Origin of the sequence: Sedimentibacter sp. MB31-C6, assembly GCF_035934735.1 — a bacterium.
In the GTDB taxonomy this organism is placed as follows: Bacteria; Bacillota; Clostridia; order Tissierellales; family Sedimentibacteraceae; genus Sedimentibacter.
Window position 1 is genome coordinate 1661837 of the sequence record NZ_CP142396.1, and the last position, 24862, is coordinate 1686698.

Annotated in this window: 22 protein-coding genes and 1 tRNA gene; 18 read left to right on the plus strand and 5 right to left on the minus strand. The window is 29.3% G+C overall.

Features of this window, described 5'->3' with window-relative positions; translation table 11 throughout:
• Nucleotides 1-221 precede the first annotated feature (221 nt).
• From U8307_RS07940 to U8307_RS07955, 4 genes are all read left to right on the plus strand, one after another.
• Nucleotides 222-590 (plus strand): ArsR/SmtB family transcription factor, encoded by a 369-nt coding sequence (locus U8307_RS07940; RefSeq protein WP_326906769.1) that lies wholly within the window; start codon nt 222-224, stop codon nt 588-590.
• Nucleotides 591-602: 12 nt separating this feature from the next.
• On the plus strand, nt 603-2726 hold the full coding sequence (locus tag U8307_RS07945) for a heavy metal translocating P-type ATPase (RefSeq protein WP_326906771.1): 2124 nt from the start codon (nt 603-605) through the stop codon (nt 2724-2726).
• 369 nt (nt 2727-3095) lie between these two features.
• Nucleotides 3096-3968 (plus strand): DegV family protein, encoded by an 873-nt coding sequence (locus U8307_RS07950; RefSeq protein ID WP_326906773.1) that lies wholly within the window; start codon nt 3096-3098, stop codon nt 3966-3968.
• Between the two features lie 140 nt (nt 3969-4108).
• A tRNA-Ser gene (locus U8307_RS07955) sits at nt 4109-4198 on the plus strand.
• Nucleotides 4199-4282: 84 nt separating this feature from the next.
• Here the strand turns inward: U8307_RS07955 and U8307_RS07960 are convergent.
• Nucleotides 4283-5998 (minus strand): methyl-accepting chemotaxis protein, encoded by a 1716-nt coding sequence (locus U8307_RS07960; protein ID WP_326906775.1) that lies wholly within the window; start codon nt 5996-5998, stop codon nt 4283-4285.
• A 437-nt stretch (nt 5999-6435) separates the two neighbouring features.
• On the opposite strand from U8307_RS07960, the gene dhaS reads away from it, so the two are divergent.
• Nucleotides 6436-6978 (plus strand): dihydroxyacetone kinase transcriptional activator DhaS, encoded by a 543-nt coding sequence (dhaS, locus tag U8307_RS07965; protein ID WP_326906777.1) that lies wholly within the window; start codon nt 6436-6438, stop codon nt 6976-6978.
• Here dhaS and U8307_RS07970 read toward each other — a convergent pair.
• Nucleotides 6975-8039 (minus strand): hypothetical protein, encoded by a 1065-nt coding sequence (locus U8307_RS07970; RefSeq protein WP_326906779.1) that lies wholly within the window; start codon nt 8037-8039, stop codon nt 6975-6977. The two genes, dhaS and U8307_RS07970, sit on opposite strands and share 4 nt — an antisense overlap.
• Nucleotides 8040-8252: 213 nt before the next feature.
• Here U8307_RS07970 and U8307_RS07975 point away from each other — a divergent pair, with 213 nt between their 5' ends.
• The 5 genes from U8307_RS07975 (at nt 8253) to U8307_RS07995 (ending at nt 14215) form a co-directional block, all read left to right on the plus strand.
• Nucleotides 8253-9629 (plus strand): radical SAM protein, encoded by a 1377-nt coding sequence (locus U8307_RS07975; RefSeq protein WP_326906780.1) that lies wholly within the window; start codon nt 8253-8255, stop codon nt 9627-9629.
• A gap of 192 nt (nt 9630-9821) precedes the next feature.
• Complete coding sequence (locus tag U8307_RS07980; RefSeq protein WP_326906782.1) at nt 9822-11090, plus strand: CCA tRNA nucleotidyltransferase; 1269 nt, start codon at nt 9822-9824, stop codon at nt 11088-11090.
• 417 nt (nt 11091-11507) lie between these two features.
• On the plus strand, nt 11508-12506 hold the full coding sequence (locus tag U8307_RS07985; protein WP_326906784.1) for an ABC transporter substrate-binding protein: 999 nt from the start codon (nt 11508-11510) through the stop codon (nt 12504-12506).
• Between the two features lie 33 nt (nt 12507-12539).
• The gene (locus U8307_RS07990) at nt 12540-13421 is read left to right on the plus strand and encodes an ABC transporter permease (protein WP_326911573.1); all 882 of its coding nucleotides are present in this window, start codon (nt 12540-12542) and stop codon (nt 13419-13421) included.
• A 2-nt stretch (nt 13422-13423) separates the two neighbouring features.
• Nucleotides 13424-14215 carry an ABC transporter ATP-binding protein gene (locus U8307_RS07995; RefSeq protein WP_326906786.1) on the plus strand — a complete coding sequence of 264 codons (792 nt, stop codon included), beginning with the start codon at nt 13424-13426 and terminating at the stop codon, nt 14213-14215.
• Between the two features lie 43 nt (nt 14216-14258).
• Here U8307_RS07995 and U8307_RS08000 read toward each other — a convergent pair whose 3' ends face one another.
• Entirely contained in the window at nt 14259-14480 is a 222-nt protein-coding gene (locus U8307_RS08000) for a hypothetical protein (protein WP_326906787.1), read from the minus strand.
• A gap of 144 nt (nt 14481-14624) precedes the next feature.
• On the opposite strand from U8307_RS08000, the gene U8307_RS08005 reads away from it, so the two are divergent.
• Together U8307_RS08005 and U8307_RS08010 are read left to right on the plus strand one after the other, a co-directional pair.
• Entirely contained in the window at nt 14625-15044 is a 420-nt protein-coding gene (locus tag U8307_RS08005; protein WP_326906789.1) for a hypothetical protein, read from the plus strand.
• 27 nt (nt 15045-15071) lie between these two features.
• Nucleotides 15072-16058: a C39 family peptidase gene (locus U8307_RS08010; RefSeq protein WP_326906791.1), complete on the plus strand. Its 987-nt coding sequence runs from the start codon at nt 15072-15074 to the stop codon at nt 16056-16058.
• 29 nt (nt 16059-16087) lie between these two features.
• Here U8307_RS08010 and U8307_RS08015 read toward each other — a convergent pair whose 3' ends face one another.
• Complete coding sequence (locus U8307_RS08015; RefSeq protein ID WP_326906793.1) at nt 16088-16816, minus strand: MBL fold metallo-hydrolase; 729 nt, start codon at nt 16814-16816, stop codon at nt 16088-16090.
• A 15-nt stretch (nt 16817-16831) separates the two neighbouring features.
• Nucleotides 16832-18550: an ABC transporter ATP-binding protein gene (locus tag U8307_RS08020; RefSeq protein ID WP_326906794.1), complete on the minus strand. Its 1719-nt coding sequence runs from the start codon at nt 18548-18550 to the stop codon at nt 16832-16834.
• 311 nt (nt 18551-18861) lie between these two features.
• Here U8307_RS08020 and U8307_RS08025 point away from each other — a divergent pair, with 311 nt between their 5' ends.
• The 6 genes from U8307_RS08025 (at nt 18862) to U8307_RS08050 (ending at nt 24835) form a co-directional block, all read left to right on the plus strand.
• On the plus strand, nt 18862-20388 hold the full coding sequence (locus U8307_RS08025; protein WP_326906796.1) for an ABC transporter substrate-binding protein: 1527 nt from the start codon (nt 18862-18864) through the stop codon (nt 20386-20388).
• Between the two features lie 27 nt (nt 20389-20415).
• Entirely contained in the window at nt 20416-21375 is a 960-nt protein-coding gene (locus tag U8307_RS08030) for an ABC transporter permease (protein ID WP_326906798.1), read from the plus strand.
• Entirely contained in the window at nt 21375-22211 is an 837-nt protein-coding gene (locus tag U8307_RS08035; RefSeq protein ID WP_326906800.1) for an ABC transporter permease, read from the plus strand. Before U8307_RS08030 ends, U8307_RS08035 begins: the two co-directional genes overlap by 1 nt.
• The gene (locus U8307_RS08040; protein WP_326906802.1) at nt 22204-23151 is read left to right on the plus strand and encodes an ABC transporter ATP-binding protein; all 948 of its coding nucleotides are present in this window, start codon (nt 22204-22206) and stop codon (nt 23149-23151) included. Before U8307_RS08035 ends, U8307_RS08040 begins: the two co-directional genes overlap by 8 nt.
• Before the next feature lie 11 nt (nt 23152-23162).
• A complete protein-coding gene (locus tag U8307_RS08045) occupies nt 23163-23963 on the plus strand; it encodes an ABC transporter ATP-binding protein (RefSeq protein ID WP_326906804.1) in 801 nt (266 codons plus the stop codon).
• 83 nt (nt 23964-24046) lie between these two features.
• A complete protein-coding gene (locus U8307_RS08050) occupies nt 24047-24835 on the plus strand; it encodes a tRNA1(Val) (adenine(37)-N6)-methyltransferase (protein WP_326906806.1) in 789 nt (262 codons plus the stop codon).
• The last annotated feature ends 27 nt before the right edge of the window (nt 24836-24862 follow it).

Genomic DNA, 24862 nt, shown 5'->3' on the forward strand with positions numbered 1-24862 from the left:
CCATTATTTATACACATAAGTTATATTTAATTTTAAAACTATATTGTAATGATACCCAGCTTATTGAGTTTTAATCATTTATGTCTATATGTGCAACTAGTTATTTTGGTAATTTTACTTTTATAAGATATTAAAAGTATTGACAGTTAATATCTTAAGTGTTACTATATAATTAAACATATGAACCATTGCTCATACGTTCAAAGATAGAAAGGTGAATTATGAATAATAAAATGAATATTGAAAATTGTGATTGTACAATTATACATGATGATATTGTACGGAAAGTTAGCGATAACATGCCGGATGAAGAAGTTTTATATGATTTGGCTGAAATTTTTAAGGTTTTTGGAGATAAAACAAGAATTAAAATAACATATGCTTTATTTGCATCAGAAATGTGTGTTTGTGATATAGCAGCACTGTTGAATATGACTCAGTCTGCAATATCTCATCAGCTACGAGTTTTAAAACAAGCAAGAATAGTCAAATTTAGAAGAGAAGGAAAAGTGGTTTACTATTCATTAGATGATGACCATGTGAAGCATATCTTTGATCAAGGGTTAAACCATGTTTTAGGGAAGCATTAGGAGGCTATAAAGATGGATAGTATAAAAAAAGAATTCATTTTAGAGAAGTTAGGGTGCGCAAGTTGTGCAGCAAAGATGGAAAATCAAATTAATGCACTTGAAAATATAAATAATGCAACAATTGATTTTGTATCAAAAAAATTAGTGTTAGAAACGAATGAGGATGATGTAAATAATATTATTGATGAAGTCAAAAAAATAGTTACTAAAATTGAACCAGATGTAAAAGTAGTAACCATTGATAAATCTAATGAAACAAAGAAAAAAGTAGATAAAAATGAGGATGATGAAAATAAAAAAAATTTAATTAAAATAATAATAAGTGCTGTATTATTTGCAGCAGGGTTAATTTTGAAATTACCTGAATGGGCAACATTTTCTATATTTTTTGTTGGATATCTTGTAATAGGTGAAGAAGTTCTATTAAGAGCATTGAAAAATATATTGAAGGGGCAAGTTTTTGATGAAAATTTTTTGATGAGTATTGCTACAATTGGTGCATTTGTTATAGGAGAATATCCTGAGGGAATAGCAGTAATGTTATTTTATCAAATAGGTGAATTATTCCAAGATTTAGCTGTAGATCGTTCTAGAAAATCAATAAGTGATTTGATGGATATACGACCTGATTATGCAAATCTTAAAATTGGTGATGAGATAAAGCAAGTTTCTCCAGAAGAGGTTAAAATTAAAGATATTGTAATTGTAAAGCCTGGAGAAAAAATACCACTAGATGGTGTAATTATAGAAGGAAATTCAATGGTTGATACATCTTCATTAACAGGAGAGTCAGTACCAAGGGAAGTTGGGACAAGCAATGATGTACTTAGCGGATTTATAAATAAAAATGGCGTTTTAACTATTAGTGTTACAAAAGAATTTGGTGAATCAACTGTAGCTAAGATTTTAGATTTAGTTGAAAATGCTAGCAGTAAAAAAGCTCCAACAGAAAAATTTATTACAAAGTTTGCAAGGTATTATACACCAGTTGTTGTTATTACTGCGCTTTTATTAGCAGTATTACCACCATTAGTAATTAAGGATGCAGCATTTTCTGATTGGGGTTACAGAGCTTTGATTTTCCTAGTAATATCATGTCCTTGTGCACTCGTTATTTCAATTCCATTAGGATTTTTTGGTGGTATAGGAGGAGCATCGAAACGAGGAATTTTAGTTAAAGGAAGTAATTATTTAGAAGCATTAAATAATGTTGATACAGTTGTATTTGATAAAACAGGAACATTAACAAAGGGTGTTTTTAATGTAACTGATATTATAATGCAAAATGAATTCACAAGGGAAAGATTGTTAGAGATTGCTGCATATGCGGAAAGTTTCTCTAACCATCCTATAGCAACGTCGATTTTAAAAGCATATGGCAAAGAAATAGATAGAAGTATAATTGAAGATTATGATGAGTTAACTGGATATGGTATTAAAGTTAAAGTTGATGGCAAAGAAATACTAGCTGGAAATGTAAAATTAATGATTGAAGAGAATATTGATTATAGCAAAACTGATTCTATTGGTACAGTTGTGCATATATCACAGGATGGGATATATGCAGGTTGTATTATAATTTCCGATGAAGTTAAGGAAGATTCAAAGTTAGCAGTTAAAGAATTAAAAAATATTGGTGTCAGTAAAACGGTGATGCTTACTGGAGATTTGAAAACTGTCGGGAATAAGGTTGGAAAAGAGCTTGGGATAGATGAAGTATATTCAGAACTTTTGCCTGCTGATAAAGTTGAAAAGCTTGAAGAAATAAATAGTGTGAAATCTCCTAAAGGAAAGTTAGTTTTTGTAGGAGACGGTATTAATGATGCTCCTGTATTGGCAAGGGCAGATATTGGAATGGCTATGGGAGGTTTGGGCTCTGATGCAGCTATTGAAGCAGCTGATATTGTAATAATGACAGACGAACCTTCTAAGATAGCAATGTCTATTAAGATAGCAAAAAGAACTAACAAGATTGTATGGGAAAATATTATATTTGCTATAGGGATTAAAATTGTATTTCTTGCTTTAGGTGCTTTTGGATTAACATCTATGTGGCAAGCAGTTTTTGCAGATGTTGGAGTAGCTGTAATAGCTATATTAAATTCAATGAGAGCCATGAATGTAAAAAAAATATAACAAGTCAAAAAGATGTCTCTCCACCGTTGTAGGTGGGGAGCTTTTTTATTATATAGGAAAGTTCTTCTTTCCTATATAATAAAAAACGAGGATTGCAAAGGACGGAACGTCCTTGCCGTTAAGGGGGGTGCTCAGTAAAAATGCTTTAATAAAGCATTTTTACGCCGAAGGGGGACATAGGTCCCCCTAGCGGCGTTGCGAAGCAACTCTTTTTAAATGAAAAATACTAAATTCATGTATAAGTAAATATATTTCTATTGTAATGAAATTTGCATTATGGTAATATTAAAAATGAATAAGTATGTTTTAATATGTCGCATAAATAAATTTAGCAAAATAAATCTAAATAATAAACAGGGGTATAGTAAAATGAAGAATTATGTAATTTTTACTGAGTCAACAACAGATCTTCCAGCATATATGGTGGAAGAATTAGGTATAGAGGTAATACCTATGACATTTGGTTTTGATAATGAAACTTATCTTAATTATTCCGATCATAGGGAGTTGGGTATACTTGAATTTTATGAAAGAATTAAAAATGGTGAGAGATCAACAACAACACTTATTAATTCAATGACTTTTATAGAATATTTTGAGCCTATCTTAAAAAGAGGAGACGATATATTATATATAGGATTTTCCTCAGGATTAAGTGGTACATATGAATCTTCCCTATTAGCAGCAGAACAATTAATGGAGAAATATAAAGGCTCAAAAATTTTATGCGTTGATACTAAAGCTGCATCTATGGGAGAAGGGCTATTAGTGTATTCAGCAGTTAAAAAGAAAGAAGAAGGTTTAGATATAGAACAGCTTTATCAATGGGTCGTGGATAACAGATTAAAGTTATGCCATTGGGTTACAGTAGATGATTTGAATCATTTGAAACGTGGTGGAAGAATTAGTGCAGTAACAGCTACATTAGGATCTGCTCTTAATGTAAAGCCTATTATACATGTAGATGATGATGGTCATTTAATTCCAGTAGCAAACATTAGGGGAAGAAAAAAATCAATTCATGAATTGTTAGAGCATATGGTTGAAACATGTACAAATCCAGAAGAACAAGTTATATTTATAAGCCATGCAGATTGTTTTGATGATGTTGACTACTTAGCAAATATCATTAAAGATAAACTACATGTAAAAGATGTAATATTGAATTACATGGGTCCAGTTATAGGCTCTCATACAGGACAAGGAGCAATTGCATTGTTTTTCTTTGGCACTCATAGATAAATAATGTAATTGTGTTAAACAATGAATTATTTTAGTTAAAAAGATAGTTGTTGTATATTATTGGTTATATGAAAAGTTTGAAAATTAGTTGACATTTATTGATAATAAGGGTTATAATAATCTTTGCTGTAAAGCACATAGGAGAGTTGTCCGAGTGGTTGAAGGAGCACGCCTGGAAAGCGTGTATACGGGGAACCGTATCGAGGGTTCGAATCCCTCATTCTCCGCCAAATATTAAAAAGGTGTACAGGATTAAAGTCCTAGTATTTATAGTGAGGGTTTTGAATGTAAAATTCAAGACCCTCGCTTTTTTATTATTCAGATTCTATAAGATTAAATTTAGAAATAAGTTCTTTTAAAATATTAGATTGACCAGATAACTCTTCGCTTGCAGCTGCACTTTCCTCAGCAGTAGCGGCATTTGTTTGAACAACTGATGAAATTTGTTCTATTCCTTGGTTTATTTGAACAATTGCTGCAGTTTGTTCTTGCGAAGCTTCTGCAATTTCATTAATTAATGAAACAGATTCCATAGTTACTTTGGCACTCTTATCTAAAGAGCTAGCTGTTTTGTCAGCAATTTGAGATCCGTTTTCAACAGCTTTAATTGTTTCTTCTATTAAAACAGTAGTATTTTTTGCTGCTTCAGCTGATTTTCCAGCAAGGCTTCTAACTTCATCAGCTACAACTGCAAAGCCTTTTCCAGCTGTACCTGCACGAGCAGCTTCTACTGCAGCATTTAATGCAAGAATATTTGTTTGGAATGCTATATCTTCAATAATTTTGTTAATTTTTGAAATTTCAGAAGATTTTAAGGTAATTTTATTCATAGCTTCTACCATTTGATTCATCTGATTATTACTGTCATGCATTTCCTTTCCCGTAAATTCTGCCTTTTCATGTGCTGCTTTTGCATTTTCTGCATTTTTACTTACTTGTTCTGTAACTTCAGCAATGGATGCAGATAATTCTTCAATAGAACTTGCTTGTTCTGTTGCTCCCTGAGATAGTGCCTGAGCTGCATCTGAAACTTGCTCAGCTCCACTATACACCTGTTCTGATGATTGGTTTATCTGTAGTACTGTGGAATTTAAATTAGAAATCAGAGCATCCATACTATCTTTCAGTTTTTTGAATTGACCTTCATATTTTTTATAGAGTTCTATTCTTAAATTTCCTTTAGATATATTATTTAAAGCATCAGAAATTTCATCTATATAATCTTGATAATTTACTAATCTATCAATTGTTAGATTAAAGGCATTTGCAAGTTGGCCTACTTCGTCTTTTGATTGAACTGAAAGTTCAATATTGAAATTACCTTCTGCTATTTGTTGTGCAGCTACTGTAACTTTTTTGATAGGCTTGGAAATCCCGTTACTGATAAAAATGGTAAAAACAGCTGCAAGAATTAGTATAAATATTGTTAATATTACTACAGATCTGATAGTAGCTATCATTCCTTTATTTAAAATACTATTTACAGATTCGATGGGTACACCAACAAAGTAAACACCTATTATTTGTTTATTATTGTCGTACATAGGAGTATATCCGGTCATATATTTAGAACCTAATATATCAGCTTCACCAAAGTACATATTACCTTTTGAAATTTCTTGATATGCTTGTCCATTCCTATCTAATTCAGTACCAATTACTCTTTCGTTTTTGTCATCTTTAATAGTGGTTAATACTCTAGTGAATTTGTTATCATTTTTTGTAAAAACAGTTGCAAGGACATCCATATCCTGAGAAAACTTATCAATATACTCAAATTTTCCTCCTATAGACTGATTTTTGTCGTCAATTAATTCACCGTTAGTATTTAAACTGAGTGAACCAAATTGCTCTTCAAGGTATGTTTTAAGCATACTATTAGAACTTGTTAGTCTATCCTCAATCAATGTATTAATAATATCATTGGTAACGTTAAAACTTTGAAACAATCCTATAGTAACAGTAAGTATTGAAGAAATTGTGATTAAAGTAATAATTATTAATATAAGTTTTCCTTTTAAACTTTTCATTATGCTACCTCCTGAGAATATCTCATATTTAGTATAATTCTATTGCAATTGTCTTACATATTTTTTTACATAGTGTTTCCTCCTTTAAATTATATATATTATATTGCATTATATACCACAAAATCCTACATTTCAAACAAAAAATACAAATATATCCAATGTTATTTATTTTTTCATTATATTTTAATAAAATTTCAATAGAAGATGAAAAATATATGGAAATAAAAGTACAAAAATTTACGTAATATTGAGTAAATTTTTGTACTTTTTAATTATGTATTTAATTCAAGTTGTTAGATTTAGTTTTTTTAAAAACCTGTATTATTGTTGACATTTTAATAAAATATAATATAATACTAATTAATTAAGATGTGAATACAATATAGTGTTGAGTAAATGTAAATACACCTATTTGTAAGCAGAGGGGTGATAAGATTATGTCAGATTCTCAAATAACTAAACGAGCATTGGCTGATGCTATGAAGGAATTAATGTCTGTTCGTCCAATGAAGAAAATTAGTATAGGAGACATTGTTGAACGCTGCAATATGAATAGGCAAAGTTTTTATTATCATTTTAAGGACAAATATGATTTAGTAAATTGGATTTACTATACAGAATTTGTTGTAAAAGTTAAAGATAATTTATCTATGACTTCTTGGGAGTTTTTAGAGAAAATATGTGAATATTTTTATGATAATAAGAAGTTTTATACAAATGCATTTAAAGTTTCTGGTCAAAATTCATTTTCTGAATATTTTGTTGAAGTATTACATCCCATTTTAATTGTTCATTTAAACGACGTTTTTAATAAAAAGAAAAATGTAGATTTTTATGCTACTTTTTTTGCTGATGCTATAAGGGTTTCTATTTATCGCTGGTTAATAGAGGGAGCTAAAATTCCGCCTAAGGAATTTGTTAGTTTAATAAAAGCAGCTTTAACTGGAGCTGCTGTAAAGTTAGTAAATGATTTATATTAATCACAATTTGTACTTTGCTTTTTCATAGTTTTAGATAGAATTTCTTCAAATTTTATTGAACGAGTATTGTAACTAGTGATATTGTTTATATTAGATATTGATACCTTCCCATTACTTTTAATACATAAAAAACAGGATTCAACAGATATGTTTTTGTCGACATGAGCTATATCATTATAAAAATCCATAAGAATAACAGGTGCATTTCCTCCTAATCTTGAGTTAGAAACATATGAATTTACTTTTTCTTCAACCTTTTCACTACAATTTTCGTCTTTAATTAAAAATGCAAAATGTAAATCTATCTTATCTAACTCTGTAATATAATTTCCATTTATAATTTCATTATAAGATTCATAATTATAGTATCGATAAACACCATATAAACATTTATTTTTGCGCAAATACTTTATAGTAGATAAAAGGTCATAATTTTTTTGAATTGGAATTATTGCTGAATCTAAAATAAATAACATTATATTGGTATATGATTTTAATTTACATAAATTATTAGGCTTCAAGTATTTTGGGTTAAGGAATGCAACAAAAGCACAGTCTTTATTTTGTTCTAATATTGGAAAAAGATAATCCAATTTTATATGATTGTTTTCTATCATAAACATATAACTGTATATACCTATTTTTTTTCCTTGTTGAATTAAATTTAAAACTTCAGTATTTGTAAGTTGATTTTCGATTGCTTCATTAAAATCAAATACAATTGTCCATGGAATATTATATCCATGACTCTTTTCATAATTTCTAATACTATTTGCACCATAAGTCCAACTTCTATAACCAATATTCATTCCAAAATCAGTTAGTATATTATGATTAACATTTTTCACAGTTTTTTCTATGATTGTATAATATGAACTGTTATCATTATTTAATATATCATGAGCCAAGTTAAAGAAGTCTTTTTGAAAATGTCCAGTAGCAAAATATTCTCCTAAATCTAATAGATTCCTAACACCTCTTTTAGGATTATCGTTAATATAGCGTAATCCACTTCTTACTGCAGTTTTAATTACTGTACATAAAAGTTCTTGATTCATCATAATTTTTACTCCAATAGAATTGTTTTATTATAATATAAACCTTATTGAATAAATATAAAATAGACAAATTTAATAAATGTCAAAAAAATAGACAATATTTTTATTTGTCTAAAATTTTGACAATATATAGAAATGTCTAATGAAAATATTTATTATTTATATTAAAATGTGAGCATAAAGATAATTATATAGTATTTAGTGAGGTGTAAAATTATGAGTGATTTAAGCATAATTGAAAATTTGCAATCCTATGGTTTTAAAAAAGTTTTAGCTTATTTAGATGCAGACCCTGATAATAATATTCCTAAAATATTAGATTGGGTAAATAAATTTGATAAGGATAATGTAGTAGAAAGACAAATGAATTCAATAAAAAGAGCTTTAGATGATACTGATGGCAACTGGTATAAGTTAGTTAAAAGTCTGTATGATGATATTGATAAAGATGTAAGAAAAACTATGTTTGAAAACTTTATTGTCAATGCTACTATTATTGGTGGTCAACGTCAAAAGAGGGCAAGGCAAGAAAATAATTGTAATATACCATGGGCTATTTTAATGGATCCTACCTCTGCATGTAACTTGCACTGTACCGGATGTTGGGCAGCTGATTATGGTAATAAAATGAATATGGATTTAGATACATTAGATAGCATTATTCAACAAGGTAAAAAATTAGGAACTTATATGTATATTTACTCTGGTGGAGAACCTTTGGTACGTAAGGATGATATTATTAAATTATGTGAGAAACATGACGATTGTGCTTTTTTAGCTTTTACAAATGCCACATTAATTGATGAAGAATTTGCAGATGAAATGTTGCGAGTTAAAAACTTTTTACCTGCTATTAGCGTAGAAGGATTTGAGGAAGAAACTGATTTTAGACGAGGTGATGGGACTTACAAATCAGTTATTAAAGCCATGAATATTCTTAAGAATAAAAAGTTACCGTTTGGTATTTCTTGTTGTTATACTAGCAAAAATTCTGAAATTATCGGCAGTGAGGAATATATAGATGATATGATAGAAAAAGGAGCAAAATTCGCATGGTTTTTCACATATATGCCTATTGGAAATGACGCAGTACCAGAGTTGTTAGCAAATGCAGAGCAACGTGAATTTATGTATCATCAAATTAGAGAGTTCAGAAAGACTAAACCAATATTTACAATGGACTTTTGGAATGATGGAGAGTATGTTAATGGATGTATAGCTGGAGGACGAAATTATTTGCACATTAATGCAAATGGAGATATTGAGCCTTGTGCCTTTATTCATTATTCTGATACTAATATCCATGAAAGTACATTGCTTGAAGCTTATAAAAATCCATTGTTTATGCAGTATAAAAAGAATCAACCTTTTAATAATAACCATTTACGACCATGCCCGTTGTTGGATAATCCAGGAAGGTTGTCAAATATGGTTGATAATGCAAAAGCAAAATCAACTGACATGAAAAACCCTGAAGATGTACACAAATTAAGCGAAAAATGCTTAGATGTTGCTAACAAATGGGCACCAGTAGCAGATGATTTATGGGAGGAATCACAGAGAGATTGTGTTAAATGTACTGCATGTGAATAAATAATAATATGACACGTCTCCCTCGGTATGCATACAATGCATACCCTACAATGAAAATACGGACCTGTAGGGGACGCATTGTATGCGTCCCGCGATTATGCCTGAGAACTATTATTATATATAAAAGTTCTTTTTTTCTTGCTTAAATAATTATATTAGTTATAATTAAATAAAAGGGGGTGAAGGAGCAATATGAATTTTAAAATTGATATGCCTAATGAAGTTAAAAAAGCTTTAAATATATTGTGTGACAATGGATTTGAAGCATATATAGCAGGAGGCTGTGTTAGAGACAGTATTATTGGGACGGTTCCTTCTGATTGGGACATAACAACTTCAGCACTTCCAGAGGAAATAAAAAGCTCTTTTAAGGGATTTAGAATAATTGAAACAGGGTTAAAACACGGTACTGTTACAGTTATTATCAATAATATGCAATTAGAAATTACGACATATAGGATAGATGGAGAATACAGAGATAATAGAAGGCCAGAATCTGTTTTATTTACAGATAAAATTTCATTAGATTTAGAGAGAAGAGATTTTACAATAAATGCTATGGCATATAATGGAAATGGGTTAATTGATTTAAATGATGGTATAAAAGATATTAATTTGAAACAAATAAAATGCGTTGGATTACCTGATAAAAGGTTTAATGAAGATGGATTGAGGATACTTAGAGCCATGAGATTTGCTTCTACATTAAATTTTATGATAGAAGAAAACACTTCAAAAAGTATTCATAAGAACAAAAATCTTTTAAGAAATATTTCTGTTGAACGAATAGTAATTGAATTTAATAAACTCCTAACAGGAGAAAATTTCACAAGTGTAATGATTGAATATAAAGATGTAATATCAGTATTTATTCCTGAAATAAATGAAATAGACATAAAAACTTGGCAGTATACTTTAAAGCTAATGACAAATGTTTCTAATGATTTAGTATTGAGATTAACTATGTTGTTTATTCAGATAGAAAAATTGAATACAAGTGTTCCTTATATTTTAAAAAGATTGAAATATGATAAGTCAACTATAAAGACAGTTGAAATATTAATGACAAATTATAATAAAAATATACATCCAACATATGTTAATGTTAAGAGATGGCTCAATAAACTAGGAAAAGAAAATTTAATATATTTGTTAAAAATTAAAATAGGTGCAATGAAAAGCTTAAATATAGATGATGAAGCAGAATTAAATAAAATTTATGAGACAGAAAATATAATGGTTGATATAATAGAACAAAATCAATGCTATAGTCTAAATAACATGAACATTACTGGCAAAGATTTGATTGAAATTGGAGTTCGTGAAGGCAAAGAAATTGGATTGATATTAAATGTTCTATTAAACAAGGTTATAGATGAGGAAATAGAAAATAATAAGAAAATTCTTATTGAATATGCAAAGGATATAATAAATAATTTAAAAGTATCTATTGACAAATAAAAATAATAATGTTAAACTCCTAAACAATAATACAAAAACGAAACTGTTGAAGCGAAGATTAAACCAATATGTGCACTTACAGAGAGCAGGGAATAGATGAGAGCCTTGCAGAACGCAGTATGGCAAATGGATCGCTGAGGGTGAGGTGAAAGGGTAAACCGAGTATCTGAAACGTGTGCTTACGTTACAAGGCAGAAAATGTGTTGGCATTTTTGTTAAAGTGGATTGATTTTCAGTCAATTAAGGTGGTACCGCAGGAGTTATAACCTGTCCTTTTTAAGGACAGGTTTTTTTTGTATGGCTAAGCAAGTCAACTGCACCGAATTCTAAGTTTATGCGATGTAAAAGCAAATATATTTGTGAATGAAACTGTGAGTTTTTGTACTAAAAATTTGAAAATAAAAGGAGAAGAAAAAAATGAAAAAATTATTTGCAATTTTAATGATAGCAGCAATGTTATTAGCTTCTTTAACTGGATGTAGTACAAAGGCAAAAGGGGCAGAAGGTGAAGAATCAACAAAAGACAGTGATGATAAAATAAAAATAGGTATTGTTCAGCCAGTGGAACATCCATCATTAAATCAAATAAGAGAATATATTATTATTGGTTTAGAAGAACAGGGTTTAAAGGATAAAGTTGAAATAACTTACAACGACGCACAAGGTGACCAATCAAATATTAATACAATAGTATCTCAATTTGTTGGCGATGAAATGGATATTATAGTTCCTATTGCAACGGCTCCTGCTCAAAGTGCAGCTGCAGCAACAAAAGATATTCCTATAGTTTTTGCAGCAGTAAGTTATCCAGTTGATGCTGGATTGGTAAAGGATGTTAATATTACTGATGAAAATATTACAGGTGTATCGGATGCTATAGATATAAAAGAAATATTTGAATTAGCTTTAACATTGACTCCTGATATAAAAACTTTCGGTTTTATATATAACACTGGAGAAATAAATTCTGTTTCAAGTATTGAAGAAGCAAAGAAATATTGCGATAAAAATGGGTTGAATTATGTTGAATCAACGATAACAAATTCTAGCGAATTATTGCAAGGAGCTCAGTCTCTTATTGGAAAAGTTGATGCGATTTTCACTCCAACTGATAATACTGTTGCATCTGCAATGCCAATTCTTTCAGCAGAAGCAATGAATGCAAATATTCCAGTTTACACTGGCGCAGATTCCTTAGTTGCTGATGGAGGTTTTGCTACAGTAGGTGTTGACTATAAAGTGCTTGGAAGACAGGTGTCAGAAATGATAAAACGAATAATAGATGGCGAAAAAATATCAAATATACCAGTTGAGACTTTAAATGAATATACGAAAATAATCAATATTTCAACAGCAAAGGAAATTGGTGTAGAAATTTCAGAAGAATTAATTAAAGAATTTCATATTATTGAATAATGCAAATAAATGGAGGAATTTAAGTTGAGTTTAGTGTCTATTATAGGAGCAATTGAATTAGGGTTAGTTTATTCATTACTTGCTTTTGGAACATATATATCATTTAGAATATTAAATGTGGCAGATTTAACTGTAGATGGCAGTTTTGTTTTAGGAGCGGCTGTTTCAGCAGTGTTTACTTTTAAAGGAATGCCAATTACAGGTTTGATTTTAGCTATCTTAGTGGGGGCTATTGCTGGTATAGTAACAGCATTATTGCAAACAAAGATGGGTATTCAACCTATTTTAGCTGGAATATTAACTATGACTGGATTGTATTCAATAAATCTTATGGTAATGGGGGGAAAAGCTAATATACCATTGCTAAATAAAGAGAGTGTATTTACTTATGTTGAAGTATTTGTGGATAACAGGGCATACAAAATAGCCGTACTGTTGATAGTTGTCGCTATAATCTTTACTTTATTAAATATATTTTTCAAAACTCAGTTAGGTCTTTCTATAAGGGCAACTGGAGATAATGAGGATATGTGCAGAGCATCATCTATTGATACAGATTTTATTAAAGTAGTTGGGTTTGCAATTTCAAATGCAATTGTAGCATTGTCTGGAGCATTAGTCACTCAAATGCAACAGTCTGCAGACGTTAATATGGGTGCTGGGATGGTTGTTATAAGTTTTGCTTCAATAATAATTGGTAGTGTGTTTATAAGAAATAAAAATAATACATTAGGATTATTTTCTGTTATAATTGGTTCTTTAATTTACAGATTTATAATAGCACTTATATTAACTACTAATTTTCCTCCATCTTATTTAAAGTTAATTTCGGCATTAGTTGTAATAATCGCTCTTTCTATACCGAACATTAAGAAAAATATGAAAACTAATAAATTAAGAAAAGAGAGGGTTTAGGTATGTTAGAAGTTGTTTCTATTAGTAAAATATTTAATGAAAACACTCCTGATGAACATAAAGCTTTGGATAATTTGAATCTTAATGTTTCAGAAGGCGAATTCGTAACTATAATTGGTGGTAATGGTGCTGGTAAATCAACTTTGTTTAATGTTATATCAGGCAAATTTTTTACTGATGTAGGTAACATTAAGCTTGATGGTGAGGATATAACATATCTTTCAGAACATAAACGTGCGTATAATATAGGTCGCATATTTCAAGATCCGATGAAAGGTACATCTCCAAGTATGACAGTTGAAGAAAATTTAATTATAGCGTATATGAGAAGTGTTAAAAAAAATATTCTTGCTATACCATCAAAAAAGGAAAAAAAGTTAATAAGAGAACATTTAGCTCAACTTGGACTTGGATTAGAAGATAGAATGAGTACAAAAATTGGTTTATTGTCTGGAGGACAAAGACAGGCTGTAACATTAGCAATGGCAACTCTAGTTAAGCCAAAACTTTTATTGTTAGATGAGCATACTGCTGCTTTAGATCCTTTAAGTGCAAAATCTGTAATAGATTTGACAAAGAAGATTGTTTTAGAAAATAATATTACAACATTAATGATAACACATAATATATCTTCAGCCCTAGAAATGGGAACAAGAACTATAATGATGGATTCAGGCTCAATAGTGATAGATATAAAAGGTGAAGAACGAAAGAATATGTCGGTGCAGGATATACTTAACAAATTCAATCAAATTAAGAGTAAAGAATTCGATGATGATAATGTACTTTTATAATAGCCAAGGATAGTAAGCTTTACTATCCTCGGCTATTAATTTATTAATCATTGTAAATGAACTTTTCTTCGAATTCACATTCTGGACAATAGACAGTTATTTCACAGCTGTTAGCTGATAAAATTTTTACATTTGAAGCAACACTAGCATTTTCGTTTTTTCCTTTATATTTTACCTTTTTAGTGTCTTCTTCTTTTTTTGCATAATACCAATTATACCTTTTTCCACAGTTGGTGCATTTGCGTCTACCTCTAATTGCTAACATATTTCCACATCCTATTTATATAAAGTTCATAATGTACTTTATTATATTATTATAATAAAATTTTATCAAGAGTTCTTTTTGTTTATTGAAAAAGGTATAAAATGATGTTATCATAAATTAATAAATAATTATATGAGGTATCTTATGAATAAAAAAAAGTTAAAGGAAATGCAGCAGAAGTCTTGGTGGAATTATGCGTTATTAGTTGCAGGAATATTTGTATATACTCAAGGTTGCTCGATTTTAAAAAGTAATTTAGAATTTGCAATACCTGTTATTATATTTGGCTTACTAATGCATTCTAATAGTTTAAAAAAAATAATTCATAATCTATTATTAAAAGAAAAAGATAGTTCAGCAAATACCGACAAATATGAATTAGCATATGAAAGATCTAGTTTTATAGCAAAAATAATATTGTTTGTATTGCTAGGAACATTTGCTTTCTTTAGTTTTGGAAATCCTTTACACATTTATTATAACTTAATATTTGATATAGCGGTTGTTGCTATTTATGGAATAGTTTCAATTTCAGGATATAAAGTAAGTAGAAATAAAAAGTAATTTAAAATAAATAAAGGGATATTAACTATGGATTGGATTTGTGAAAATAATATGTTAATTGAAAATGAAACAAAAAACCTTATGCAAAAAGATGGCTGTTTAGAATTAAAGGAAAGTTGCAAAGAAGGTTATTTAGTAACTCCAATTATTGAAACTACTGAATTTACAGAAATAACTTTATCTTGGAATTCAAAAACTAATAAAGATAATTCAGTAGAGATTTTGATAAAACTTAAAATTGATGGTAATTGGACTCCATATATTAGTTATGGTATATGGGCAACAAATGGATACAATATAGGAATTAAAGAACATTATGATGATGATTTTGTAAAAGCTACTACAGATAAAATATTCATAAAAAACAACAAATATGCTAATGCAGTTCAATTGAAAGTTATATTTAGAGGAAAAAATCCTAGGCTCAGTTTATTAGCATTTAGTACAGATGGTGGAGATGATGAGCCATTAGCTGGAAATTATCTTAAGATAATTGATAATGTACCTATGATTTCTCAACTTGCCAGTGGTCATAAGGACAGCAATTCAATATGTAGTCCAACATCATTGACAATGATTTTAAAATATAATGGAAAGCTTCTTGATTTAGAAGATGTGACAAATGGAACTTTTGATACTGGAACAAAACTTTATGGTAACTGGCCTCAAAATGTTGCTTATGCTGGAGAACAGGGTATGAGGGCATATACTAAAAGGTGTAAATCTATTAATACTGTTAAGAATTTTATAGCTAAAGGAATTCCTATTGTTGCATCTGTTTGTTCCCAAGAAAAGAATCAACTTGAAGGAGCCTATTCAGCATTTCCTCATGGTCATTTAATGGTTGTTATTGGTTTTCAAATTAAGGATAATGTTGAATATATAGTAGTTAATGATCCAGCTGCAAAAAGTAATGATGAAGTTAGAAAATTTTATAATTTAGAACAGTGGATTAATGTTTGGAGACATTATATTTACGTAGTTACAAAAATTAACAAGGGAGATTCTTGGTGAAGAATCTCCCTTTGAATTTCAATTTGATATTACAAATAAACTTCTAAAAGATATTCGGCTAGTATTACTTCTCCTTTATAATGCTCTTTTGTTTGTATTAATAAATTATTTAAGTCTCCAAAGTGAGGTAAATGTGTTAATATTAGTTTTTTTACTTTTGACTTTTCTGCTAACATACCAGCTTCTTTGCTATTTAAATGTCCAGCCTTTTTACCATCCATATTAGCATAAAAACTACTTTCACAAATTAATATATCTGAATCAACAAAAAACTCATTTAATTCATTAAAGTATGAAGTATCTGATGTAAAAGAAAGTATTTTATTATCGCATATTATTTTTATGCTGTAGCTTTCAACAGGATGAACATTTTTAATAAAACTAATTTCAAAGGGACCTAATTTTAATATGCTTTTTTCATTAAAACATAGTCCTTTAGTATAATTTTCCCATTTTAATAGATTGAAGAACTCATTATTTGGAGCATAAATAGGAAGAGTATTATTAATTTCACCAAGCTGTGTTTTAATTTGTCTAGCATATTGTAGGGGGCCTATATCACAACAGTGATCATAATGATAATGAGATATTAAAACAGCATCTAATTCTCCTAAATCAATGACTTTCTGCAGAGAACTTACAACTCCACTACCACATTCTAATAATAATTTATAATCGTTATGCTCAATTAAATATCCTGAGGTTGCTTCTCCGACTTTTGGGAAACCTCCCCAATGACCTATAATTGTTATTTTCACTTTTACCTCCAAAGTTTAAGCTATGTTTTTGAATTGAGAATTATATAAATCCGCATAAACTCCATTTTCTTTCAAAAGTTTTTCATGATTTCCTTTTTCTATAATCCCTTTATCTGTTAATACTATAATTTCATCAGCATTTTTTATTGTAGATAATCTGTGTGCTACCACAACAGTAGTTCTTCCTTTTGAAAGCTCTTCTAAAGAATGTTGTATTAGAGATTCGGTATAATTATCTAAAGCTGATGTTGCTTCATCAAGTATTAGTATAGGTGGATTTTTTAAAAATACTCTTGCTATTGAAATTCTTTGTTTTTGACCACCGGATAATTTTACGCCTCGTTCTCCTACATAGGTATCATATCCTTCAGGTAATGTAAGTATAAAATCATGAATATTTGCTTTTTTAGCAGCTTCAATAACCTCTTCTTTCGAAGCATCATATCTACCACAATGGATGTTATCATAAATAGTTCCTGTAAATAAGAATACATCCTGTTGAACGATACCGATGTTTTTTCTGAGGGATTTACGAGTAAAGTTCTTAATATTTATGTTATCGATAAATATGTCACCTGCTTCAACTTCGTAGAATCTAGGTATTAAGTGACATAAAGTAGTTTTACCTCCACCTGAAGGTCCTACAAAGGCTATTGTTTCTCCTGCATTTATATTAAGACTAATATCTTTTAAAACCTTTTTATGATTGTTGTAAGAGAATGTAACATCATTGAACTGTATGTTACCTTTTACAGAGTCAATATCTTTTGCATTTAATTCATCTGTTTCCAATTCTTCATTCATAATTTCAGAGAATCTTTTAAATCCAGATATACCTGATTGATATTGTTCTACAAAGTTTACTAGTTTACGAATAGGATTTAAAAAGTTTCCAATATATAATATGAATGCTGCAAAGTCTCCAAAGTTAATATATCCTCTAAAGAAGAAAATTCCACCTGCACTTAAAACCAATATGTTTAGAAAGTCCATTATAAAGGATGAACCTGTATGAAATTCTGCCATTATTTTGTAAGCTTTTTTCCTAGCTGTTTGAAATTTTTGGTTATTTGTTTGAAATTTTTTAATTTCATTTTCTTTATTACTAAATGCTTTTGATACTCTTATACCTGAAATACTATTCTCTAATGTTGCATTAACTTCTCCTATAGTTACTCTTGTTTCTAAAAAAGTATCTGACATTTTTACTCGTAATTTCATTGCAATAAATACAAGAAAGGGAACAACAGAAAAAACTATTAATGCTAATGGTAAGTTTATTGTGCTAAGCATAATAAATGAACCTATCATCATTACTAGGGAAACAAATAAATCTTCAGGTCCATGGTGTGCAAGTTCAGATACTTCCATTAAATCATTGATTATTCTCGATGTAAGTGTACCAGTTTTATTTTCATCAAAAAAAACAAAGGGCAAATCCTGTAGATGTTCAAATACATCTTTTCTCATGTTTGCTTGCATGGTGACACCCATAATGTGGCCGTAATATGTAATGTAATAATTAAGTCCAACTTTCAACAAATATAGTATGCCTAAAATAATGAGCCAAGTTATCAGTAAACGTAAGTTTTGATTTGGAACGTATACATTTATTATATTTCTTGTAATCATTGGATAAAATAAATCAAATACTGCAATTGTAAAAGCACATATCATATCAATTATGAATATTTTCTTTACAGGTTTGTAGTATGATATAAAACTTTTAATCATATATATGTCTCCTTACTGCGTTATATTGAGATTATTTTTCTAGCAACTATATTATAGTGTAAATAAAATGTATTTGCAATGAAATGATATAAAATGTTTTTGGTTCAAATTTTGATATTTTATGACAATCTATTGACATTTCAAATGAAATATGTTAAATATAAAAAGATTAATATTATAATTTTCAAAAACTATTACGGATACATAATATATGATTTGATTTTAGTTTATGAAAGTGTGTAAATAATATTAAGAGTATAATTCAGTAAAAAATATTTAAAAAAAATTTTATTAACTGAAAGGACAAACAAATGAAAAAATTAATAGCTTTACTTATGGTGTTTTCATTATTATTAAGTTTTACAGCATGTAATAAATACAATGACATTTCTGAAAATGAACAACCAACCAATCCATCTGCAGAAGCAAAGACCGAATTAACTATGGCATATACAGTTGATCCTGAAGGTCTTGATCCTCACAGAACTGCAGCAGCTTCCACCTTTAGTGTAACAAATAATATTTATGATACGTTAGTAGGCGTAACACCTGAATGGGAAATCATACCTAGATTAGCAAAATCATGGAAAATTTCTGAGGATGGTATGTCTATTACCTTTGCTTTAAGAGAAGATGTATATTTTCATAATGACAGACAAATGAAAGCTTCAGATGTTGAATATTCGTTTAATAGATTAAAAGATGCCGAAAGTCCTAAGGCAAGGGATTATGCTAACATTATAAATGTTGAAGTTTTAGATGATTTTAATATTAAATTTTCAACAGAAACATTAGATGTAGAACTCTTGAAGAACTTTGCATATCCTTGGACTGCAATTGTTCCGGAAGAAGCAGTGGATAATTTAAAAACTAATCCTGTTGGAACAGGTGCTTTTATATTAAAAGAATGGGTTCCTCAACAACATATCATATTAGAAAGAAACGACAATTATTATGGAGATAAGGCAAAACTTGAAACTGTTAAATTAGTATTAATACCTGATGCCACTTCAATGATGGCTGGATTACAAGTAGGAGATTTGGATATAATACCTTTGACAGGTGATCAAGTTACAATGATAGAAAGTAACGATGACTATAAAGTATTATCAAAGCCTATGAATGCAGTTCAAATTATGTCTATAAATACTGATAATGAAATACTTGCTAATGAAAAGGTAAGACAAGCAATTGCATTAGCCATTAATAAGGATGAAGTTATTGAAGCATCAATGTTTGGATATGGAGATAAAATTGGATCTCATTTACCACCTACTTCACCTGATTATTATGATACAAATGATACAATGGAATATAATCTGGAAAGGGCTAGAGATTTATTAAAAGAGGCAGGTTATGAAAATGGCTTCGAAATTAAAATGTCACTCCCTAAAAATTATCAGTTGCATGTAGATGCAGGACAGGTAATTGCAGATCAATTAAGTAAAATAGGTATAAATGTAAAAATTGAGCTTATTGAATGGGGAACATGGGTAAGCGAAGTATATGGTGCAAAGAAGTTTGAAACCACTGTAGTAGGCCATACAGGCAGACTTGATTCCTATGATTTTTTATCTAGATATTATTCTGATAGCCAAGATTATATAAGTTTAAAAACTGGCGAGGTTGATGATTTGTTGAATCAAGCTCTTCAAGAATTAGATGTTGCAAAAAGAACAGAACTTTATCAAGAAATTCAAATTATACTTGCAAATAAGTTACCAGCAGTATATTTACAAACACCTCACACATTATTAGGTTTGAATAAAAATGTAGAAGGAATGGAAATATTCCCTATAGATATTTATGACTATAAAACTGTTTATTTCACAGAATAAGAACAATATGTTGTAGGGGGTAAATAAATGATTGGTTATATAATAAATAGAATAAAAAGTTCAATTGTTGTATTATTTGTAGTATCAGTAATTACTTTTGTGGTATTAATGATAATACCTGGTAATCCTGCTCAACTGATTCTTGGAACCGAAGCAACACCTGAGATGGTTGAGGATTTGCATACAGCAATGGGCCTTAATAGACCTTTTTATGAACAATATTTTGATTGGTTATTTGACTTTGTTAAATTAGATATGGGAATTTCTTATTTATATGGAGAATCAGTTACTGATTTGATATTTAATGCTTTACCAGTGACTCTTTCTGTATCTGTTTTTTCAATGGTAATTGCTACTTTAATGGCTTTTGTCTTTGGTATAATTTCAGCCATAAAAAAAGATAGCTTAATAGATTATTTTTCAAGAAGTATAATGCAACTAGGAACAGCCATTCCTTCCTTTTGGATAGGAATGGTTTTTGTAGTTTATTTAGGATTAAGAATGAAATTATTTCCTATATCAGGCTTTGTATCTCCTGAAGATAACTTTTTAGAATTTATTAGAAGTATTACACTTCCTTCAGTGGTTTTAGCTATTGGAGAAATTGGACTATTACTTAGAATAGTAAGAAGTTCAATGTTGGAATCCCTAAAACAAGATTATATGGATATGGCAAGGGTCAAAGGATTAAGTACAAGTAAAATATATATAAAATATGCGTTAAGAGGTGCTTTAATTGCTCCATTAACTATAATTGGAATGCAATTTGCCAAATTAGTAGGAGGGACAGTTGTTGTTGAAACAGTTTTTGCACTTCCTGGCATTGGGCGTCTAGTATTAACTGCAGTAGAGCATAGAGATATAGTTCTTTTACAAGGACTCGTAATGTTTATAACAACATTTGTTATAGTGATAACATTAGCAGTTGATGTAATAATAATGTTTATAAATCCAAGAATAAAATCCTTCCAACGAGGGGAACAGTAATGAAAAATAAAAGCATTAAAATAAATTTTAGTTTAATAATAGGTATTATTTTAGTTTTATGTGTTTTAATTACATGGGTATTATCCTTTTTTTATATGCCATTTTCACCTAATGAAATGAATATTTCTGAAAGATTTCATATGCCTGAAATAAGTGCAGAACATATTCTTGGAACAGATAATTTCGGTAGAGATATATTAAGCAGAATAATGGTAGGATCAAGAACTGTTCTTCTAGTCGGTATTGGTTCAGTAGGTTTAGGGGCAGTCGTAGGAATTGCATTAGGAGCATTAGCAACGATATTTAAAAAGGTGGTTGGTTCTATAATTATGAGAATTATGGATGGACTTATGGCTTTTCCAGGTATTCTACTTGCTATGATGCTCGTTACAGTAGTTGGAAGAGGCTCCCAAGGAGCTATTATTGCTATAAGTATTTTTATGATTCCTACATTTGCAAGGTTGGTTAATTCAATGATGCTGGATACTGAAAGCCTTTTGTATATTAAGGCAGCTAAAAGTTATGGAAGTTCAAATGGTGAAATATTTTTTAAACATTATATTCCTGCTATGCTTCCAAGACTTATTACGCAATTTAGTTCAGCAGTAGGTTCGGCAGTTATGATTGAAACTTCACTGTCATTTCTTGGACTTGGGATACAACCTCCAAATGCAAGCTGGGGATTGATGTTAAGTGAGTCAAGGCAGTTTTTTTTACAATATCCATATCTTGCAGTAGCACCAGGAATTGCGATAATTATAACTGTTTTAGGGTTTAATTTGATTGGAGACGGATTGAATGACATCCTTATACACAGGAGGTCTGAAAATGAATGAAATAGTAAAATTAAATAATTTAAATATAAAAGTTAATAAACATAATACATTAGTTAATAATGTTTCTTTAAAAATCAAAAAGGGAGAAATATACGGGTTAGTAGGAGAATCAGGTTCTGGCAAAACCCTGACAGCTAAGGCAATTATTAATTTACTTCCAGATAATCTTAGTTATAGTGCAGATGAAATTTGTATTGATGGAGAAAATATTAATAATATATCAAAATTAGATAAAAAATCACTTATAGGTAAAAATATTGGTTTTATACCACAAAATACAATCTTCTTTTTACATCCAATGATAAAAATTAAGAATCAAATTAGTGATGGTTATATAAAACATATGAAAAGAAGCAAAACAGAAGGATTGAAAAAAGCTTCAGAAATATTAAAGAAGGTTGGATTTAATGATCCTAATACTATATTAAATTATTATCCATGGCAATTAAGTGGTGGGATGAGACAAAGAGTTAATATAGCAATGGCAATTATGAACGACCCAAAGCTTATAATTGCAGATGAACCAACTACTGCTTTAGATAGTACAATACAAAGGCAGGTTATTGAATTGTTTAAAACTATAAATGAAGAAATGGGTATATCAATACTCATGATTTCTCATGACTTAGGTTTAATTAAGCATTATTGTCATAGTTTATCTGTTATGTATGCTGGACAAATAGTTGAATCTGGTTTAGCAGATGAAGTTTTTAATAATCCTAAGCATCCATATACCGAATTATTAATAAAAATTATACCTTCATTTAAAATTAAAAAGAATAAACCTCTTTCTGAAATTCCTGGGTATGTTCAGGAAATAGGAAGAGAAAGAGAAGGATGTATATTTATGGACAGATGCCCTAAAGCAATGGATATTTGCTCTAAAAGTGTTTCAGAATATAACATAAACAATCATTATTATAAATGTAATATTGAGTGAAGAGGTTAATTATGAAAAATAGCAATATAGTGCTTTCTGTAAAAAATATAAGAAAAGAATTTATAGTTAAAAAACATTTTTTAACTGGAAAAGTTAAAGATAAGGTTGTAGCTGTTAAAAATGTAAGTTTTTCAATACAAGAAGGTAAAACTTTGGGGATAGTTGGAGAGTCCGGAAGCGGTAAGTCTACAACCGGTGAAATTACAGGTGGATTGATGAAACCTACTTATGGCAAGGTTTTTTATAAAAATAAAAATATATATGAAATAACTAAAAAGGAATTTCAAGAATATAGGAAAAATGTGCAATTTATTTTTCAAGACCCTAAAGGTTCAATGGATCCAAACTATAAAATTTCTGATATAATTGCTGAGCCTTTACTAACATTAAACATTTGCAATAATAAAAGGGAAGCTTTAAAGTTAGTTGATGAAATATTAAGTAAAGTAGGACTAGATGATAATATTAAAAATAAATATCCATCAGAAATTAGTGGAGGGCAATGTCAAAGAGCAGCTATAGCCAGAGCTTTAGTTGTTAATCCAAGTGTTATTATTTGTGATGAGCCTGTATCTGCACTTGACGTATCTATTCAAGCACAAATTCTTAATTTACTTAAAAAACTTCAAAAAGAATATAATATATCATATATTTTTATATCTCATGATATTGGTGTTGTAAATTTTATGGCTGATAAAATAATGGTAATGAAAGACGGTAATGTAGTTGAAATGAATGAAGCGAAACAAGTATTGCTTCACCCTAAACAAAAATATACTAAAAAATTAATAGACAGCGCTTTTATAAATTAAAACGTAGGGACGCATTGCATGCGTACCGATTGTAATACATGCACCTTGTAATACATGCACCCCAAATGTAGGGGACGCATTGCATGCGTACCGCACCACATAATATTAAAAATAAGGAATTATCTATGGAAATAACATTAAAAGAAAATGAAAAAATTGAAGATTTACAATGTAACAATTTAAAAATTATTCAAAATAAAAAATGGTTTTGTTTTGGAATGGATGCAGTCCTCTTAACCAATTATTGTGATGTACGTAAAAATTCTCATATTGTTGATTTAGGCACAGGAACAGGGATAATACCTATTTTATTAAGTGGAAAAAAGGAATATTCGAAGGCTTATGGAATAGAAATTCAAGATGAAGTTGCAGAAATGGCTAAGAGAAGTGTATTATTGAATAACCTACAGGAAAAAATAGAAATTTTAAATTTGGATTTAAATAAAGTTACTGAATTTTTAGAACCATATTCCTTCGATGCGGTAATATCAAACCCTCCATATAAATTGAATAATAGCGGAATTGTTAATCCTAGTGACAAAAAAGCTATATCTAGGCATGAAATTACATGTACATTAGAAGATGTAATAAGTACTGCAGCTAAATTACTAAAACAATATGGAAAGTTCTATATGGTTCATAGACCTGATAGGTTAGCAGATATAATGTGCCTTTTGCGAAAATATAAATTAGAACCAAAGCAAATAAGATTTGTTCATTCAAAATCAGGAAAAAAGCCTAATATGATATTGATACGCGCATCTAAATATGGCAATCCTGAATTGAAATTTGACCCGCCATTGTATATCTATAATGATGATGGAACTTATACAAAAGATATTTATAAAATATATGGAATGAATAATAGTTAATAGAGATTTTTCTCTGCATTCATACAC

Excerpts from the sequence above, each read along its gene's own strand:
- U8307_RS08010 (WP_326906791.1), top strand. The coding sequence starts at position 15,072 with ATGGATTGGATTTGTGAAAATAATATGTTAATTGAAAATGAAACAAAA.
- U8307_RS08050 (WP_326906806.1), top strand. The coding sequence starts at position 24,047 with ATGCGTACCGCACCACATAATATTAAAAATAAGGAATTATCTATGGAA.
- U8307_RS07970 (WP_326906779.1), bottom strand. The coding sequence starts at position 8,039 with ATGATGAATCAAGAACTTTTATGTACAGTAATTAAAACTGCAGTAAGA.
- U8307_RS07975 (WP_326906780.1), top strand. The coding sequence starts at position 8,253 with ATGAGTGATTTAAGCATAATTGAAAATTTGCAATCCTATGGTTTTAAA.
- dhaS (WP_326906777.1), top strand. The coding sequence starts at position 6,436 with ATGTCAGATTCTCAAATAACTAAACGAGCATTGGCTGATGCTATGAAG.
- U8307_RS08045 (WP_326906804.1), top strand. The coding sequence starts at position 23,163 with ATGAAAAATAGCAATATAGTGCTTTCTGTAAAAAATATAAGAAAAGAA.
- U8307_RS07985 (WP_326906784.1), top strand. The coding sequence starts at position 11,508 with ATGAAAAAATTATTTGCAATTTTAATGATAGCAGCAATGTTATTAGCT.
- U8307_RS07940 (WP_326906769.1), top strand. The coding sequence starts at position 222 with ATGAATAATAAAATGAATATTGAAAATTGTGATTGTACAATTATACAT.
- U8307_RS08020 (WP_326906794.1), bottom strand. The coding sequence starts at position 18,550 with ATGATTAAAAGTTTTATATCATACTACAAACCTGTAAAGAAAATATTC.
- U8307_RS08000 (WP_326906787.1), bottom strand. The coding sequence starts at position 14,480 with ATGTTAGCAATTAGAGGTAGACGCAAATGCACCAACTGTGGAAAAAGG.
- U8307_RS08040 (WP_326906802.1), top strand. The coding sequence starts at position 22,204 with ATGAATGAAATAGTAAAATTAAATAATTTAAATATAAAAGTTAATAAA.
- U8307_RS07945 (WP_326906771.1), top strand. The coding sequence starts at position 603 with ATGGATAGTATAAAAAAAGAATTCATTTTAGAGAAGTTAGGGTGCGCA.
- U8307_RS08030 (WP_326906798.1), top strand. The coding sequence starts at position 20,416 with ATGATTGGTTATATAATAAATAGAATAAAAAGTTCAATTGTTGTATTA.
- U8307_RS07960 (WP_326906775.1), bottom strand. The coding sequence starts at position 5,998 with ATGAAAAGTTTAAAAGGAAAACTTATATTAATAATTATTACTTTAATC.
- U8307_RS07980 (WP_326906782.1), top strand. The coding sequence starts at position 9,822 with ATGAATTTTAAAATTGATATGCCTAATGAAGTTAAAAAAGCTTTAAAT.
- U8307_RS08035 (WP_326906800.1), top strand. The coding sequence starts at position 21,375 with ATGAAAAATAAAAGCATTAAAATAAATTTTAGTTTAATAATAGGTATT.
- U8307_RS08005 (WP_326906789.1), top strand. The coding sequence starts at position 14,625 with ATGAATAAAAAAAAGTTAAAGGAAATGCAGCAGAAGTCTTGGTGGAAT.
- U8307_RS07995 (WP_326906786.1), top strand. The coding sequence starts at position 13,424 with ATGTTAGAAGTTGTTTCTATTAGTAAAATATTTAATGAAAACACTCCT.
- U8307_RS07950 (WP_326906773.1), top strand. The coding sequence starts at position 3,096 with ATGAAGAATTATGTAATTTTTACTGAGTCAACAACAGATCTTCCAGCA.
- U8307_RS08025 (WP_326906796.1), top strand. The coding sequence starts at position 18,862 with ATGAAAAAATTAATAGCTTTACTTATGGTGTTTTCATTATTATTAAGT.